The organism is Methylophilus sp. Leaf408, from assembly GCF_916856905.1.
Lineage (GTDB): Bacteria > Pseudomonadota > Gammaproteobacteria > Burkholderiales > Methylophilaceae > Methylophilus.
This window is the reverse complement of sequence record NZ_CAKASK010000001.1, coordinates 1,265,343-1,280,756: the sequence shown is the minus strand read 5'-3', so window position 1 is coordinate 1,280,756 and position 15,414 is coordinate 1,265,343. Positions and strand designations below refer to the sequence as shown.

The following is a 15,414-nucleotide window of genomic DNA, read 5'->3' as shown; positions in this document are numbered from 1 at the left end:
TTTGCGGACCCGCTTAAGCCAGTCTTGCATATAGTTGGCTCGTTTTTGTAAAAAGAGTGTATTTGTTTTTTCATGATACAGCAAATTTATATCACAGATTATCTCTCCGATGCAGCCACTGAAACGGCTGGCCTGGTGCAGTCTCTGACTGGACAGTGCTCCATGCTGTTAAAGGCTGACTGGCAAGTAAGCTCCGCCACACCGCTCGCTGCTTTGTTTTCAGCTTTGCACGTTACGGATAAGCTTCTTACGGATAAGGCTTCAGCACCTACATCAATTGTGTCAGCCGTACTGCGCGCAAGCAATGATGCGATGAAAGATACGCCTGTAATGTGCCTGCTGCCTGTGCATCTCGGTTTACAGCGGGATACGTTTTCCTTGCAGGGCACTATCCAGTTACCTGCTGAAGTTTATGTGTATTTAACCCAGCGATTGCAGCAACATTTTCAAGAAGATTTTATTGTGTGCCCAACACCGGGTCAGCGATTCTGGTGGATACAACCTCTGAGCAAACTGGATGTGCAATCGCCCTGGCCGCAAGACTGTTTATATCAGCAGGCTTTCCAGTGGCAACCGCAAGGTAAGCATGCCTCACTTGTTCGTCAGTGGACGAATGAAATTCAGATGCTGTTGCATCAGCTATCCAGCGAAACTGGTTTAACAGCCTGGCCGGCGCAGCTAAACAGTTTGTGGTTTGCGAGTGTGCCAGCGCTACCGGAATGGCAACATCCATCGCAAGTGGTTTATGGCTCTGGTGACGTATTTGATGGCTTATCTGCCTGCCAGCTGCCGGGAGTGAAGCAGCTGTCAATGGCTGAAGTACTTGGCCAATCGAATCAGGACGCATTGATGGTGGTTGACCGCGCTGATCAGGTTGACTGGAATGCGCTTAGCAATGCATGGCAAAAAGGACAGTTGTCTCAGCTTGAAATTGTGTTGCCGGTGGCCGAGCGCAGTGTGCGGATCAGCTGTAAAAAAAGCCATCGCTGGCACTTCTGGCGTAAAGCCTACACCCTGGAAAGTTTGTATGCGCATCTGGAAGCCTCACTGCCAACCTCCAAATTACCCGAGGCCATTTAATCGCCTTCGCTCGCGTTTAACCATTTATGAAAATTCAGCAAAGACCATATTCAACAACATCATTTGAGGCCTTGCAGGCGCAAGGCTTGCCGGACTTATTAGCCCGGTTACTGGCTGCTAGGACAGTGTCTGTTGATGACTGGACAATGCAAGACATGCCGCATCTGCTAAAACCACAGGCACTCACGGGTTGTACCGAGATGTCCATAATGCTGGCGGATGCAATACAGGAAAAGAAGCATATCCTGATTATTGGTGACTATGATGCGGATGGTGCCACCGCCACCTGTGTTGCCATGCGTGGCTTAGCGATGATGGGTGCGCAGGTAGACTTTTTAGTACCCAACCGTTTTGAATATGGCTATGGCTTAACGCCGGAAATCGTCGCTTTGGCCGCCAGGCAGCAGCCGGATGTGATTTTAACGGTAGATAATGGTATTGCCAGTATTGACGGTGTACTCGCGGCGAAAGCGCTGGGGATGCAGGTATTGATCACCGATCACCATTTGCCGGCAGAGCAAACACCGGTGGCGGATTGTATCGTGAACCCCAATCAGCGTGGTTGCGATTTTCCCAGCAAGCATTTGGCCGGAGTGGGCGTGATGTTTTATGTGCTGATAGGACTGCGCGCAGAGTTGAAGCAGCGCGGTTTGCTGACTGATGATGCCGTGCATCTTGGCAGTTTGCTCGACCTGGTGGCACTTGGCACAGTAGCTGACCTGGTCAAACTGGATGCCAATAACCGCATCCTGGTGCGGCAGGGCTTAAAACGTATCAGGCAGGGGCAGGCTTGCCCGGGGATTCTGGCAATATTGAAACTGGCGGGTCGTCATCCGGAACAAGTCACTGCGCAAGATTTGGGGTTTTATGTAGGTCCCCGCCTGAATGCCGCCGGCAGACTGGATGACATGACTATAGGTATCCGTTGCCTGCTGGCAGCCACGCCGCAAGAAGCCATGCAATACGCACAGCAATTGCATGCGCTGAATGCCGAACGCAAACAAATCGAAGCCGAAATGCAATGGGATGCTATGGCAGACCTCGACCATGATTTTCAGGATAGCCAGTATACGATCAGTGTTTTCCAACCAGACTGGCATCAAGGCGTGATTGGCATTCTTGCTTCACGTATCAAAGATCGCTTTCACCGCCCGGTGATTGCATTCGCAGATGCCGGAGAAGGCCTGATTAAAGGTTCCGGTCGTTCGATTGCCGGCTTGCATCTACGTGATGCATTGGACTTGGTGACCAAGTTACACCCTGATTTAATCATCAAGTTTGGTGGTCATGCAATGGCGGCAGGTCTCAGTATACGCGCCGATGATTTTGTCCGTTTCCAGCAGGTTTTTGAGCAGGTAGTGCAGCAGTTGATTACTGCGGAAATCCTGCAGCAAGTGCTGGAAACCGACGGTGCCCTGGAAATAGAGGAGATGACCCTGCAAAACGCAGAAATTCTCAGCCATCAGGTGTGGGGTCAGGGCTTTCCGCCGCCTTTGTTTTATGACGACTTTGAAGTAGTTCAACAGCGAATTTTGGGCGAAAAACACCTTAAATTGCGTTTGCAAAAACAGGGCGCACAGTTTGAGGCTATTTATTTCCAGCAGGCTACCTTGTTGCCCGAAAAAGTGACGTTGGCCTATGCATTGCAAATCAACGAATTCAATGGCGCCAGAAACCTGCAGTTACAGGTGGTGCATGCCGAGACTATGTGACGTAATCTCGCACGTATTAAATTTGCCTGCCGTGTGTTGCCTTGCTTGAATGCCGCCAAGCCAGGTTTCAGGTTAAGTTTTCAAATCGGCCAAGATTTAGCCTTAGGGCGAACCTCTTAAATACGTTAAAATAGAGCCTTCATTCAAGAGGTTAAGCATGGCGCGTCCATTTAAAACACCTAAACCAGGTTCTCCCGCAAAACGTCCGGCCGTTACCCCGCCACCAGTCGTGCAAGAGGAGGGCGAAGATTCGGCTACCCCTGCACGTGCGGGACATCGCTTGCATAAACTGCTGGCTCTGGCAGGCTTTGGTTCGCGCCGTGAGATGGAAACCCTGATAGGTAGCGGCCGCATCACCATCAATGGCCAAGTCGCTGTGGTGGGTGCTACTGTTGATGAGCACGATGTCATCCGTCTTGATAGCCGCATCCTGCATTTGCCGTTTGAACCGGAATTGCCACAAATATTGCTCTACCATAAACCAGAAGGTGAACTGGTCAGCCAGGACGACCCGGAAGGGCGTGCTACCGTATTTGATAAATTACCCAAGATCAAACAGGGTAAATGGATCGCGATTGGCCGCCTGGACATGAATACCAGCGGCTTATTGATATTCACCAACTCGGGCGAACTGGCTAACCACTTCATGCACCCGCGCTATGAAGTTGAACGGGAATATGCGGTACGTATTCTGGGCGAGCTGACTGAAGACCAGATGGCGCAACTGAAACAAGGTATCGAACTGGAAGACGGCCCCGCCAATTTCGAGAGCATTTATGCGACTGGTGGTGAAGGCGTGAACAAATGGTACCAGGTGGTGATCAAAGAAGGCCGTAACCGCGAAGTACGCCGCCTGTTTGAAGCCTTCCATTTACCGGTCAGCCGCTTGATGCGTGTGCGCTTCGGGCCTATCAATCTACCGCCACGCCTTAAACGCGGTACCATGCTTAAACTGGAACAAAAACAGGTGGTTGGTGTTCTGGAATGGGTGGGATTGCCGGTGCCAAACAAACCGCTGAAGCAGTTAAGCCCGCGTGAAAAAGACCGTGCAACCAGTGTATTTGTACCGAAAGTGCGCAAACAACGCCGCAGCCTGCTGGAAACAGCGAATGGCGCTGCACCTACTGAAAAACCTGCGCGTCCGGCACCCCCACCAGGTACACGCCGTATTCGCCAGGATTCAGATTTAAAACAGGCTTCGCGCCAGAATGCGCGTGTGAACTCGGGGGCTAAAAAGCGTAGCGATAGGGATCGTGGTCGCGGATGACTGGAATAAAGCCAAGGCTTGCTAAATTGATACTGCGTTAATCGTGGCAGACAAGTTAAAAAGCCTAATTAGCATTTAAACGATTCAGTAAAGCTTAAACAACAGCTTTACTCTGCAAGCAAACCTGCTTCCAGCAAGTCTTCCCTGGTCAGAATAAACACAAACTGGTCTCCGCCGCTGGTATCCAGCCACGTGAATGGCAGATCAGGATAAGCCGCATGCAAGGCATCACGGTTATGACCGATTTCAACTACCAGCACGCCACCATCATTTAAATATTCACTGGCTTGCGTAAGCAGCGTGTGCGTGTGGTCCAAGCCTGCATCACCACTGCCTAGTGCCAATTGAGGCTCCTGGCGATACTCTGCCGGTAATTCGGCCATGCTTGGTGCATCCACATAAGGCGGATTGCTGATAATAACGTCGTATTTCCTGCCTTTGAGTGCAGTAAACATATCGGACTGCACGGTTTGTACCTGATGCTCCAGGCCATAACGTCCTATATTGATATTACTCACCTCAATTGCATCCGGAGAAATGTCGATCACATCGATATGCGCATTCGGGAAAGCCTCCGCCAGCAACACACCTAAACAGCCTGAGCCGGTGCAGATATCGGCAGCCGATTCCACCATTTCCGGAAACTCTACCCATGGCTGCAAACCGTTTTCAAGCAGTTCGGCAATAAATGAGCGCGGTACAATCACGCGTTCATCGACATAGAACTTATATCCGCGTAACCAGGCTTCATTGACCAGGTAAGCAGTGGGTGTATGTTCAGTGACACGCTTTTCTATCAATGTTGCGAGATGCTGGCTTTCTTCTGCCGTCAGCCGTGCATCAAGAAAATTATCCAGCGTATCGTGCGGCAGATGCAGTGCGCTCATCACCAGCCAGACAGCTTCGTCATAGCTGTTATCGGTGCCATGACCATAAAAAATATCCGAGTTTTCAAAACGACTGACTGCGTAGCGCAGCCAGTCACGTATGGTTTGTAAAGTGTCTGTCATAGGTTTATTCGGTTTATTTCAGCAGCAATTGCATGGTCCGCTTGTAGGTCTCTTTCAAGGGTTCGATATCCGCTACGCCAACACATTCATTCAGTTTGTGGATAGTAGCGTTTAGTGGGCCGAATTCAATGACTTCCTTGCAGATATCCGCAATAAAGCGGCCATCAGAAGTGCCGCCGGTAGTCGACAGTTCCGGAGTGATGCCGTAATTCTGCTCGATGGCCTGGCTGATGGCGGCAACCAGCTCACCACGCGGCGTGATGTATGACTGGTTATGTTCCCAGTCCAGAGAATATTCCAGTTCATGTTTATCCAGGATGGCATGCACACGTGAACGCAAGCTGGTCTCAGAACTGCCTTGACCATCGACCTCAGGGCAATAACGGAAATTAAACAGGATTTCGACTTCACCAGGCACCACATTGGTCGCTCCGGTGCCGCCATTCATATTCGAAATCTGCCACGAAGTAGGTGGAAAGTATTCATTACCGTTATCCCACACCGTTTCCACCATGTCTTTAATGGCAGGCGCCACCAGGTGAATCGGGTTTTTCACCAGGTGCGGGTAGGCGATATGGCCCTGAATACCTTTAACGATCAATGTGCCGGACAATGAGCCGCGACGGCCATTTTTAATCATGTCGCCCACCAGTTTGTTACTGGTCGGTTCGCCAACGATACAATAGTCAAAAGTCTCACCGCGTGCCTGCAATGCTTCTACTACTTTGACCGTGCCTTCAATGGCAATGGCTTCTTCATCAGAAGTAATCAATAAACCGATAGAACCAGGATGATCCGGATTCTCCGCCACAAATTCTTCAATACTGGTGATAAATGCCGCCAATGAGGTTTTCATGTCGGCCGCCCCGCGCGCATATAGCATGCCATCTTTAATGGTCGGTTCGAAAGGTGGCGTATGCCATTTATCCAACGGGCCGGTAGGCACCACATCGGTATGGCCGGCAAATACCAGCAATGGGCCGGTAGTGCCGCGGCGGGCATAAAAGTTATCTACTTCGCCAAAACGCATGCGCTCAATCTTGAAACCCAGTGGTTCCAGGCGCGCAATCATGGTTTCCTGGCAGCCGGCATCTTCCGGTGTCAGGGAGCGGCGTTTAAGCAAGTCAATGGCGAGTTCCAGTGTTTTTGACATGATGACTATTCTTTGGCAAAGAGTTGGTTGTAATCGGCTTCGTTAAAACCAAGGGCGAGAATCTGATTGTTATCGACCAGTACCGGGCGTTTAATCACTGAGGTTTTCTCCTGCATCAGCCGCAATGCACTGGCTGTATCTACCACGGCATTTTTCTCGGTGTCACTCAGGTTGCGCCAGGTCATGCCACTGCGGTTGACCAGTTTTTCCCAGGGTTGCTGGGTTAGCCATTGTTGCCCGGTAGCAGCATCCAGCCCCAGTTTTTTAAAATCGTGAAATTCGTAAGCGACTGCATGCTGATCCAGCCATGCGCGTGCTTTTTTGACAGTACTGCAATTGGGGATGCCGTAAAGTTTCATGGCGATAATTCTTGGTCAAAGAAACCATTTTACCAGCCAGCAGCAAAGGTGGAGTAATTAATTCGGCGGGAGAAGGGAGTACTAAAAAACTAAAACAGGCTTTTGGTGATGGATTTCAACTGGAGTTCACTGAACACATCAAACAGGAATTTTTGCTCAACCGGTTTCGAGAACAGGTAACCCTGCATCTGGTCGCAGTTGATGCTGACCAAGGCCTGGCGCTGTTCTTCATCTTCCACACCCTCAGCCACCACGTTCAAGTCCAGCGCATGTGCCAGTTTGACAATCGCTTCCACAATCGATAACGAGATTTTTGAGGCAGCTACACCTTTAGTCAGTGAGCGGTCCAGTTTTACTTCGCTGATCTCCAGATCCTGCAGGTGGGTCAGGCTGAAAGGGTGCAAGCCAAAATCGTCTAGCGAGATTTTCAATCCCTGCTTTTTAAAGTGCCGCAAAGTTTCTTTAAACTGCGATTGATGATGGATAGCGGTGGTTTCGGACACCTCTAAAATGAGATTGCGCGCTTCAACCTGATGTTCTTCCAGGATAGCTTGTATATGTGCACTAAGATGCTTGTTCCTGAATTGCTGGTTGGACAAATTCACTGAGATACTCAAGTCTATGCCACGCTCCCTGGCCTGGCTGATGGTGTTGCAGGTCTGCGAAATCACCCAGGCATTGATTTCTTCAATCATGCCAAACCGCTCGGCTGCCTCAATAAAGTGTGTGGGTGATAGCAGGCCGCGGGTAGGGTGTTGCCAGCGCAATAAGGCTTCAGCACCATGAACCAGCCGCGTTGCCGCATCTACCTTGGGTTGAAATAACAACCTGAACTCTTGTTCAGTAATGGCTTTTTTCAACTCCACCCGCGTCTGCTGCATTTCGTCAGAAGCTTGCTCAATTTCAGCATCGAAGAAACGGTACTGGTTTTTACCGTTTTCCTTGGCTTTGTACATGGCCGCATCTGCATTCAATTTGAGTTTTTGCAGATTGCCATCCTGCGGATACATGGAAATGCCAATAGAGCAGGAAATCTCAATCACGTGATTTTCAATCACAAAGGTTTCACGCAAGGAATCTATGATGCGCTGAATAACAGTGACTACGCTCTGGTGATTTTCGATTTCGCTGAGTACAGCAATAAATTCGTCACCGCCGGCGCGGGCGACGTAATCACAGTTACGGATAGCGTTACTAATGCGTTTGGAAACCTCGATTAACAGCAGGTCACCGATATGGTGGCCATACTGGTCATTAACCGGCTTGAAGTGGTCCAGGTCAATATATGCCAGTGCCAATGATTCGCCGTTGCGGTCACAGCGCTTGGCATTAATAGCCAGATGTTGGTTGAGTGCATCGCGGTTGGGCAATTGTGTCAGCGGGTCATAAGCCAGGAATTTTTTGTTGGCGCTTTGGGTGTTGCGGAAAGTCAGCTTGCTTTGCGCCAGATCCACATTCCGCTCGTAAAAAATCACCAGGATAAATGAGGTGATAAATAGCAAAACCGGCGCCAGCGTTAATAGCAGCACCAGGTAATTGCCTGCCTGGTCAGTTGGCTGGCCGATAAACATGTTGTTGTGCAGTATGCTCAGGTTAATCGCCGCATGCGAGGCCAGGAAACCTAGCGCGATTTCAACCGAGAACATGACTTTGAGGCGTTGCAATGCTTTGCCTTCGTAACTTTTGATCCACAGCATGGTGACAATCGCGAGAGCAGAAGTCAGGCATGAGAGGAAGAACGCAAATAATGCAGTCCAGGTATCGATACGCGTATTGATTGCGCCAGCGCTGATCTGGTAAAAATATGAAAGCAGGTAGCCACTTAGTGCTGCGGCCAGTGAACCATAAAGCAGTTCCCGCAATGGGAGTTTCTTTTTATTGACGGTACTGAGTAACGACAGTGAAAGCATGTATGCACATAACAGGCTGCCGACGAAGTCAACCGGATGTTCGGCAATTCTGGGGAAATTGTCAGCAGACATTTGATAGCCGCAATGCAACAGGAATACGCCCAGGGCGACAATAATCGCATTTTTCCTGAGCAGGCTGTCATGGTCTTTGGCAGCTACCTTGCGCAGGCGATCTACCAGTTCAAACGCAAAATAGCACCCGATCACACTGAGTGTGAAAAGAATCGGGACAAAAAGATGCGTTGTAGTCATAAATGAGTGATTCACGATTATTTTGATTGTTGGTGTTGTGACACTACTACTTTACTGCTTGTGCTTTATAGCCTGATTAATTTACTGCTATTCTATTTCTCCATCCTCAAATCTCGTCTTCGCCTATGCATTAACGAGAATCACTGTTATAACGACTGGTTGCGCTGATAACTTGAGCTTAAGTTTTTAAGCCTCAGCGCATCATTCCTGAGACTATTATTTAAGTGATTCCCGCTGCAGAATTTAGATGCCGCGTAGCAATTCGTTGATACCGACTTTGCTTAATGTTTTGGCATCAACTTTTTTCACGATCACTGCGCAATAAAGGCTGTACTTGCCATCGCTGGAAGGCAGGTTGCCGGAAACGACTACTGAACCGGCCGGTACGCGACCATAATGCACTTCGCCAGTTTCGCGGTCATAGATTTTGGTTGATTGGCCAATATAAACACCCATTGAAATCACACAGTTGTCTTCAACCACTACGCCTTCAACCACTTCAGAACGTGCACCGACGAAACAGTTGTCGCCAATAATGGTAGGGCCAGCTTGCACTGGTTCCAGCACACCGCCAATACCAACGCCGCCAGACAAATGTACGTTTTTACCGATTTGCGCACATGAACCGACAGTCGCCCAGGTGTCCACCATGGAGCCTTCGCCGACATAGGCACCGATGTTGACGTATGAAGGCATCAACACAGTATTTTTAGCGATAAATGAGCCTTTGCGCACGATGGCATTTGGCACAACGCGGAAACCGCCAGCTTTAAAATCTTCTTCGGTATAGTCCGCGAATTTCGGGTCCACTTTGTCGAAGTAACGGGTAACGCCATCATCCATTAGGTAGTTATCTTTCAGGCGGAAAGACAGCAGCACGGCTTTTTTCAGCCATTGATGGGTTTCCCATTGCTGGGTGTCGCCGATACGGCTGGCCACGCGCAATTTACCAGCGTCGAGGTCATCAAGAATGGAAGCAACAGTTTGCTTGATTTCTGCAGATGCATTTGCAGGGTTGATGTTGGCGCGGTCTTCAAAAGCCGCCTCGATAATACTTAGACGTGGATCCATGATGTTCTCTAAATTATAGGGAGGAGTAAAACCCGAAATTTTAACCTAATTTCGGGTTTTTAGTGCTGATTGAATGTGTCAGGCTTATCCCAAGCCGGGGGAAGTTATTTAGACTTCGCCGCCAGGTAGAGTGGCATGACTTTGGGAGTCAGCGCCTGCAAATCCTTGATGCGGTTTTCGCTGGAAGGGTGGGTACTTAAAAATTCTGGTGGCGCCTCTTTATTAGCCGCCATCATTTTTTTCCATAAACTCACCGCCGCTTCCGGGTTATAGCCGGCTCGGGCTGCCAGTTCCAGTCCCATACGGTCAGCTTCGCGCTCCTGCTCCCTGCCATTTGGCATGGAGAACAGTAATTGGCTGCCAAGCCCGGCACCCTGTGCCGCCATATTCCCGGCTGTACCGCCCACTACGGTAGCCAGCGCTTGCAAGCCAAATTGCTGTATATAAGCTTGCGACATACGTTCACGACCGTGTTCACGCAGGGCGTGGGCAATTTCGTGGCCGATCACTGCGGCTAATTCATCATCAGTTGCTTTGAGTTTTTCAGCCAGGCCAGAGAACACCATGATTTTGCCGCCAGGCATACAGTAGGCGTTCAGCTGGTCATTTTTTTCGACGTTCACTTCCCATTTCCACTGCGCAGCATCCGGACGGAACACCCCTACCTGCGCAATCAGCCGGTTGGAGATAGTGGTGACACGCGTCAATAGCGCCTTGTCAGCATTGAGGGTGTTATTTTTCTTCGCTACCTGCAAAGTTTCTGTGTATGACTGCGAGGACATTTGGTTCACGGTACTTGTCGGCAACAGCAGCAGCTGGCTGCGCTGCACGCCAGATACGCTGTTATTCGTGGTGCTGGCACAAGCGGAAAGCATGGCACACAAAATGGCGATGGAAGTTGTTTTGATCGATGTGGTTGTTATCATGGACATTAAAGTTTTTCCTTTCTCGGTACCGGAATACACCCAGACTGGATACGGGTTATTTTTTATAACATTCTAGTGTGACACAGTCATGTTGACCAACTTAAATTTTTACTTGTGACCCCAATTCAACCACCCGGTTAGGCGGTAATTTGAACTGGTTGGTAATGGTTTCTGCGGTTCTGAACAAGCCAATAAATATCTTTTTGCGCCAGAAGGCCATGCCTGGCTTGTCAGACACAATCAGACTTTCTTTACCAACGAAGAAAGAGGTGTCCATGGCATCCAGTATCAAACCTTGTGCTTCGGTCAATGCCAGGTCACGAGGTAAATCCGGTTCATCCATGTAGCCATAGCGGATGGTGACGCGATAAAACCCAAAGTCCAGATTCTCAACCAATACGCGTTCTTCCCTGTTGGTGTAAGGGTAATCTTCAAAACGTACTGTCAAAATCACGACGCTGTCATGCAATACCTTGTTGTGTTTCAGGTTGTGTAACAGTGCATGTGGCACACCGTCCGGGTTAGGTGTCATGAAGACACCGGCGCCGTTGACGCGTGCAGGCGGGTGCGCACCTATCGCTTTAATAAACGGTACCAGCTCCATCGATTCTGATTTGAGGGTACTGTATAACAAAGCGCGACCTGTTTTCCAGGTGCGCATCAGGGTGAAGATGATCAGACCCATCAACAGCGGCACCCAGCCACCATCAGGAATTTTCAGGATGTTGGCGGTAAAGAAAGACAGATCAATGACCAGGAACAGTGAAATCAGGCAGGCGGTTTTGAACTTGCTCCATCCCCACAAATGATGGAAAACCACTGCTGCCAGCAAGGTTGTAATGACCATGTCGCCAGTCACGGCAATGCCATAAGCAGCGGCCAGGTCACCGGAACTGCCAAAAATCAGTACCAGCCCCATGGTCGCAATCATCAAGCCCCAGTTTACCCTGGGCATATAGACCTGGCCTTCGGTTTGTTCAGAGGTATGCGCAACGTGCATGCGCGGGATAAAGCCAAGCTGCAAGGCCTGGCGGGAGACAGAGAAGGCGCCTGTAATCACGGCTTGTGAGGCAATCACTGTGGCCAGGGTCGCCAGTATAATCAGTGGGAAAAGAGCCCAGTCGGGGGCAAGGTGATAAAACGGATTCTGGATAGAGTCAGGTTCGGAAAGAATCAATGCGCCCTGGCCAAAGTAGTTGCAGATTAAGGCAGGCAATACGAACAGGAACCAGGCCAATCGTATCGGTTTGCGGCCAAAGTGCCCCATATCGGCATATAGTGCTTCGGCACCTGTGACCGCCAGTACTACCGCACCTAAGGCAATAAACGCAATCTTGGGTTGGGTACTAAAAAAAAGGAAAGCGTAATAAGGACTTAGTGCTTTGAGAATTTCGGGGTGATGACTAATGTTAATTGCGCCTAAAATACCCAGCACCGCAAACCATGTCAGCATGATAGGGCCAAAAAACGCGCCCATCACCGCGGTGCCTTTACTCTGCGCCCAAAACAGTAAAAACAGGACCAGCAAGGTGATGGGGACTATCCAGTTATCCAGCTGTGGGGCGGCGACTTCCAGGCCTTCGACTGCGGATAATACTGAAATCGCCGGGGTAATCATGCCATCTGCATAAAACATGCAGGCGCCGATAATGCCCAGCATCATGATGCGTTTTCTTTGCTCCGGCTCGCCACCTGCATAGCGGCTGGCAAGGGATAGCAAGGCCATGATCCCGCCTTCACCTCGGTTATCCGCCCGCATGATAAAGGCTACATATTTGAAGGAAACAATGAGCAGGAGTGCCCAGGTTATTAACGATAAAATACCGTAAACGTTATCTTGAGTGAGTAGTAATGGGTGATGACCTACCGCAAATACTTCTTTCATCGTGTAGAGGGGGCTGGTTCCGATATCACCAAATACGACCCCGAGGGCGGCAAGTGCCATGGTATGCAATGCCGCGGGCTGACTTTTTGTATTGTCCATTGTGTGAACTACGTAAAGCAAACGTTTATTATCTGTCAATTTGACAGCTTAACCAATGACTTTTGCAGCCGCGCCTGTGTGCCCTGTGTTAAGAGTTTGTAAATTTTTCAATTATCCGCAAGGTAATCAGGATTGCTGATCTGGCTGGTGGATCTCAGTAACCACCACTTCTGCCGATCCGTTGTATAAAGTGACACGCAAGGGTTCCTGCGAAGTCAGTTGCCGGGAATCTGTGACTGCATGACCATCGGTTTTTTGCACAATGGCATAGCCACGCGCCAGTACCTGATGCGGATTCAGCTGTTGCAGGCTGGTCGAAAAATGGTCCAGCCGCCGAAACTGTTTATTCAAAAGATGTTGCATAGCTAATTGCAAACGGTGCTGCCATTGCTCCAGGGATTGCTTTTGCTGCTGTAACTGTTGCGCCGGTGAAATCATCCTGCGCGATAAATAATCCAGCGTTTGTGCCTGTTTTTGCAACAGGGATTGCATGGCTCGCATCAGTCTTTGTTGTAATTGGGTAACCTGTAAACGCAATTGCGACTGGTCCGGGCAGGCCAGTTCTGCCGCCGCGGTAGGCGTGGCAGCACGCAAATCAGCGACAAAGTCAGCAATGGTGAAATCGGTTTCATGGCCCACGCCGCTGATGGTCGGCAGGCGGCAATCGGCAATCGCTCGCGCCACGACTTCTTCGTTAAAACACCATAAATCTTCAATACTGCCGCCGCCACGGCAAATCAGTAGCGTATCAACTTCTTGTCGCTGATCGGCCAGGCGGATGGCATTCGCAATCAGCTCGGCCGCGCCTTTGCCTTGCACTGGCGTCTGGTAAACGATTACCGCAATGCCGGGGTGGCGTCGGCGTATCGCCGTGATCACATCTCGTAACGCCGCTGCATCGGGAGAAGTAACGACGCCGATGGTATGCGGGTCGCCGGGGATAAGTTGCTTGCGAGACTGGTCAAATAAGCCCTCGGCCTGCAAGCGCTGTTTTAGTTTCTCATAAGCTTCGTACAAGCGCCCTAAACCGGCCGGTTGCATAAACTCGATGGTCAGCTGGAAATCACCACGCGCTTCATACAGTGTCACCGTTGCGCGCGCTTCTATCGAATCACCTTCGCGAGGCATGCTTTCGACCAGGCTGTTGCGCCCTTTAAACATCACGCAACGTACTTGTGCTTTGGCATCCTTGAGCGAAAAGTACCAGTGACCACTGGCCGCACGGGTGAAATTGGAGATTTCGCCACTGACCCAGAACAACGGAAAACTGGTCTCGAGTAATTCTTTAGTTAAACGCGTCAGGTCACTGACACTCAAGAGTTGCTTGGAAGACGTCGATAACAAACTAGCCATAGGCCTACATTATCCAACAGCTGATTGCAGTTTGGCTATTTTTCTATAAAACCGGCAAGGTTTTCAGTACACCACCAGCCATTTAGAAATTATAAAAACAAATTTTAATCATGTTTTTCGCACTCTTTAACAAATGTAGTTGGCACTTTGTCAGCTCCCCGAGGTCATTTAAAGAGTGGGGCATTGCGATATTTAATATGGTGTCAAACAATGCGAGCTAGCCAAAACATAAATTCCTATTCTTTATATAAATTCATTTTGCTTTCGACTAAGACCTGGTTTACAACCTGGTTGGTGATAGCTTTTTTTGCGCTATGGTCGTTGGCGTCTATGGCGGATGACGAGGCTGTCGTCAGCCAGCCTGGTATAAGTGAGCCTGCGATTGATGAAGCTGCTACATCCCAACCTGCGAAAGAGATTGAAGTAGCTGATATGCCAGCAGTCATTGAGCCAATCACCAGTTATACCCGTGAGCAGTCAAAAATGCAGAATGATGCTTACAAGCAATTTATCAAGCTGCAAATCAGCCTCGCTTCAGGTACTAAAAATGCCTTGGGACTTGGCAGTTATGAGCAAGCCTACACGCATTATTGTGCGCTCGCGGGCGAGGCGCGCGACCCGGATGCACAATTTGCCATGGGTTGGTTATACAGCACTGGCAAAGGTGTGGAAGTGAATCATGATATTGCGGCACGCTTTTTTAGTTTGGCGGCCATACAAGGACATAGGGAGGCCAGGGAATGGCTGGATAAAGAGCCGGGCAATGCCGAACTGGCAAAACTGCCAGCATGTATGCATACGCATGAAAACTCTGCGGCTCAAGTGTTGTACCGCAAACGTGGCCCAGTCTATCAGTTAGTGAAAAAGCATGCTCCCAAGTATGGCGTAGATGTTGACCTGGCGATGGCGGTAATCGCAGTGGAGTCTGGCTTTAACCCGAAAGCGACTTCACGCAAGAAGGCGCAGGGGTTGATGCAATTATTGCCGGACACGCAGGCCAGGTTCCATGTTAAAGATGCTTATGACCCTGAACAGAATATCAAAGGCGGGCTTTCATATTTACGCTGGCTCATCGGCCATTTTAAAGGTGATGTCGAGTTGGTGACTGCAGCCTACAACGCGGGCGAAAATGCCGTGCAACGGCATAAAGGTATTCCGCCATATCCTGAAACACGTGATTATGTGAAACGGGTTGCTCACTACTATAAAAAGAAACATCACGAGGTCAGGCAAAAGTCAGCCATGCGCGAGAGTGATGCAATATCTGCCGCATCCTGATGCCAGCTTCAAACATTCATCAAAGTCAGGCCCATCAGCAGCCGCATTAGCGCTTAATC

12 protein-coding genes are annotated in these 15,414 nt (G+C 49.7%); 4 read left to right on the top strand and 8 right to left on the bottom strand.

The window, feature by feature from the left end; all coding sequences use genetic code 11:
- Positions 1-72 precede the first annotated feature (72 nt).
- The 3 genes from LPA26_RS05810 to rluB all read left to right on the top strand — a co-directional run bounded on the left by LPA26_RS05810 (position 73) and on the right by rluB (position 4,059).
- Positions 73-1,080 (top strand): hypothetical protein, encoded by a 1,008-nt coding sequence (locus tag LPA26_RS05810; RefSeq protein WP_229007646.1) that lies wholly within the window; start codon positions 73-75, stop codon positions 1,078-1,080.
- A 26-nt stretch (positions 1,081-1,106) separates the two neighbouring features.
- Entirely contained in the window at positions 1,107-2,792 is a 1,686-nt protein-coding gene (gene recJ, locus LPA26_RS05805; RefSeq protein WP_229007645.1) for a single-stranded-DNA-specific exonuclease RecJ, read from the top strand.
- Between the two features lie 157 nt (positions 2,793-2,949).
- Complete coding sequence (gene rluB / locus LPA26_RS05800; RefSeq protein WP_229007644.1) at positions 2,950-4,059, top strand: 23S rRNA pseudouridine(2605) synthase RluB; 1,110 nt, start codon at positions 2,950-2,952, stop codon at positions 4,057-4,059.
- Positions 4,060-4,166: 107 nt separating this feature from the next.
- On the opposite strand, the gene prmB is transcribed toward rluB, so the two are convergent.
- The 8 genes from prmB to xseA form a co-directional block, all read right to left on the bottom strand.
- Positions 4,167-5,069, bottom strand: coding sequence for a 50S ribosomal protein L3 N(5)-glutamine methyltransferase (gene prmB / locus LPA26_RS05795; RefSeq protein WP_229007643.1), 903 nt, complete (start codon positions 5,067-5,069; stop codon positions 4,167-4,169).
- Positions 5,070-5,082: 13 nt separating this feature from the next.
- On the bottom strand, positions 5,083-6,222 hold the full coding sequence (gene dapE / locus LPA26_RS05790) for a succinyl-diaminopimelate desuccinylase (protein ID WP_229007642.1): 1,140 nt from the start codon (positions 6,220-6,222) through the stop codon (positions 5,083-5,085).
- A gap of 5 nt (positions 6,223-6,227) precedes the next feature.
- Positions 6,228-6,581, bottom strand: a complete 354-nt coding sequence (locus LPA26_RS05785) for an ArsC family reductase (protein WP_229007641.1) — start codon at positions 6,579-6,581, stop codon at positions 6,228-6,230.
- Between the two features lie 89 nt (positions 6,582-6,670).
- Entirely contained in the window at positions 6,671-8,743 is a 2,073-nt protein-coding gene (locus LPA26_RS05780; RefSeq protein ID WP_229007640.1) for an EAL domain-containing protein, read from the bottom strand.
- A gap of 243 nt (positions 8,744-8,986) precedes the next feature.
- Positions 8,987-9,814 carry a 2,3,4,5-tetrahydropyridine-2,6-dicarboxylate N-succinyltransferase gene (dapD, locus tag LPA26_RS05775; protein ID WP_055826029.1) on the bottom strand — a complete coding sequence of 276 codons (828 nt, stop codon included), beginning with the start codon at positions 9,812-9,814 and terminating at the stop codon, positions 8,987-8,989.
- 104 nt (positions 9,815-9,918) lie between these two features.
- Positions 9,919-10,746: a M48 family metallopeptidase gene (locus tag LPA26_RS05770; protein ID WP_369814153.1), complete on the bottom strand. Its 828-nt coding sequence runs from the start codon at positions 10,744-10,746 to the stop codon at positions 9,919-9,921.
- A 94-nt stretch (positions 10,747-10,840) separates the two neighbouring features.
- Entirely contained in the window at positions 10,841-12,724 is a 1,884-nt protein-coding gene (locus LPA26_RS05765; RefSeq protein ID WP_055826027.1) for a potassium transporter Kup, read from the bottom strand.
- A gap of 126 nt (positions 12,725-12,850) precedes the next feature.
- The gene (xseA, locus tag LPA26_RS05760) at positions 12,851-14,077 is read right to left on the bottom strand and encodes an exodeoxyribonuclease VII large subunit (protein ID WP_229007639.1); all 1,227 of its coding nucleotides are present in this window, start codon (positions 14,075-14,077) and stop codon (positions 12,851-12,853) included.
- A gap of 330 nt (positions 14,078-14,407) precedes the next feature.
- Here xseA and LPA26_RS05755 point away from each other — a divergent pair, with 330 nt between their 5' ends.
- A complete protein-coding gene (locus LPA26_RS05755) occupies positions 14,408-15,355 on the top strand; it encodes a lytic transglycosylase domain-containing protein (protein WP_229007638.1) in 948 nt (315 codons plus the stop codon).
- Positions 15,356-15,414: the final 59 nt, after the last annotated feature.

What these genes read in the sequence shown, in the direction of transcription:
- LPA26_RS05810 (WP_229007646.1), top strand. Translation starts at nt 73, where the DNA reads ATGATACAGCAAATTTATATCACAGATTATCTCTCCGATGCAGCCACT.
- recJ (WP_229007645.1), top strand. Translation starts at nt 1,107, where the DNA reads ATGAAAATTCAGCAAAGACCATATTCAACAACATCATTTGAGGCCTTG.
- rluB (WP_229007644.1), top strand. Translation starts at nt 2,950, where the DNA reads ATGGCGCGTCCATTTAAAACACCTAAACCAGGTTCTCCCGCAAAACGT.
- prmB (WP_229007643.1), bottom strand. Translation starts at nt 5,069, where the DNA reads ATGACAGACACTTTACAAACCATACGTGACTGGCTGCGCTACGCAGTC.
- dapE (WP_229007642.1), bottom strand. Translation starts at nt 6,222, where the DNA reads ATGTCAAAAACACTGGAACTCGCCATTGACTTGCTTAAACGCCGCTCC.
- LPA26_RS05785 (WP_229007641.1), bottom strand. Translation starts at nt 6,581, where the DNA reads ATGAAACTTTACGGCATCCCCAATTGCAGTACTGTCAAAAAAGCACGC.
- LPA26_RS05780 (WP_229007640.1), bottom strand. Translation starts at nt 8,743, where the DNA reads ATGACTACAACGCATCTTTTTGTCCCGATTCTTTTCACACTCAGTGTG.
- dapD (WP_055826029.1), bottom strand. Translation starts at nt 9,814, where the DNA reads ATGGATCCACGTCTAAGTATTATCGAGGCGGCTTTTGAAGACCGCGCC.
- LPA26_RS05770 (WP_369814153.1), bottom strand. Translation starts at nt 10,746, where the DNA reads ATGTCCATGATAACAACCACATCGATCAAAACAACTTCCATCGCCATT.
- LPA26_RS05765 (WP_055826027.1), bottom strand. Translation starts at nt 12,724, where the DNA reads ATGGACAATACAAAAAGTCAGCCCGCGGCATTGCATACCATGGCACTT.
- xseA (WP_229007639.1), bottom strand. Translation starts at nt 14,077, where the DNA reads ATGGCTAGTTTGTTATCGACGTCTTCCAAGCAACTCTTGAGTGTCAGT.
- LPA26_RS05755 (WP_229007638.1), top strand. Translation starts at nt 14,408, where the DNA reads ATGGCGGATGACGAGGCTGTCGTCAGCCAGCCTGGTATAAGTGAGCCT.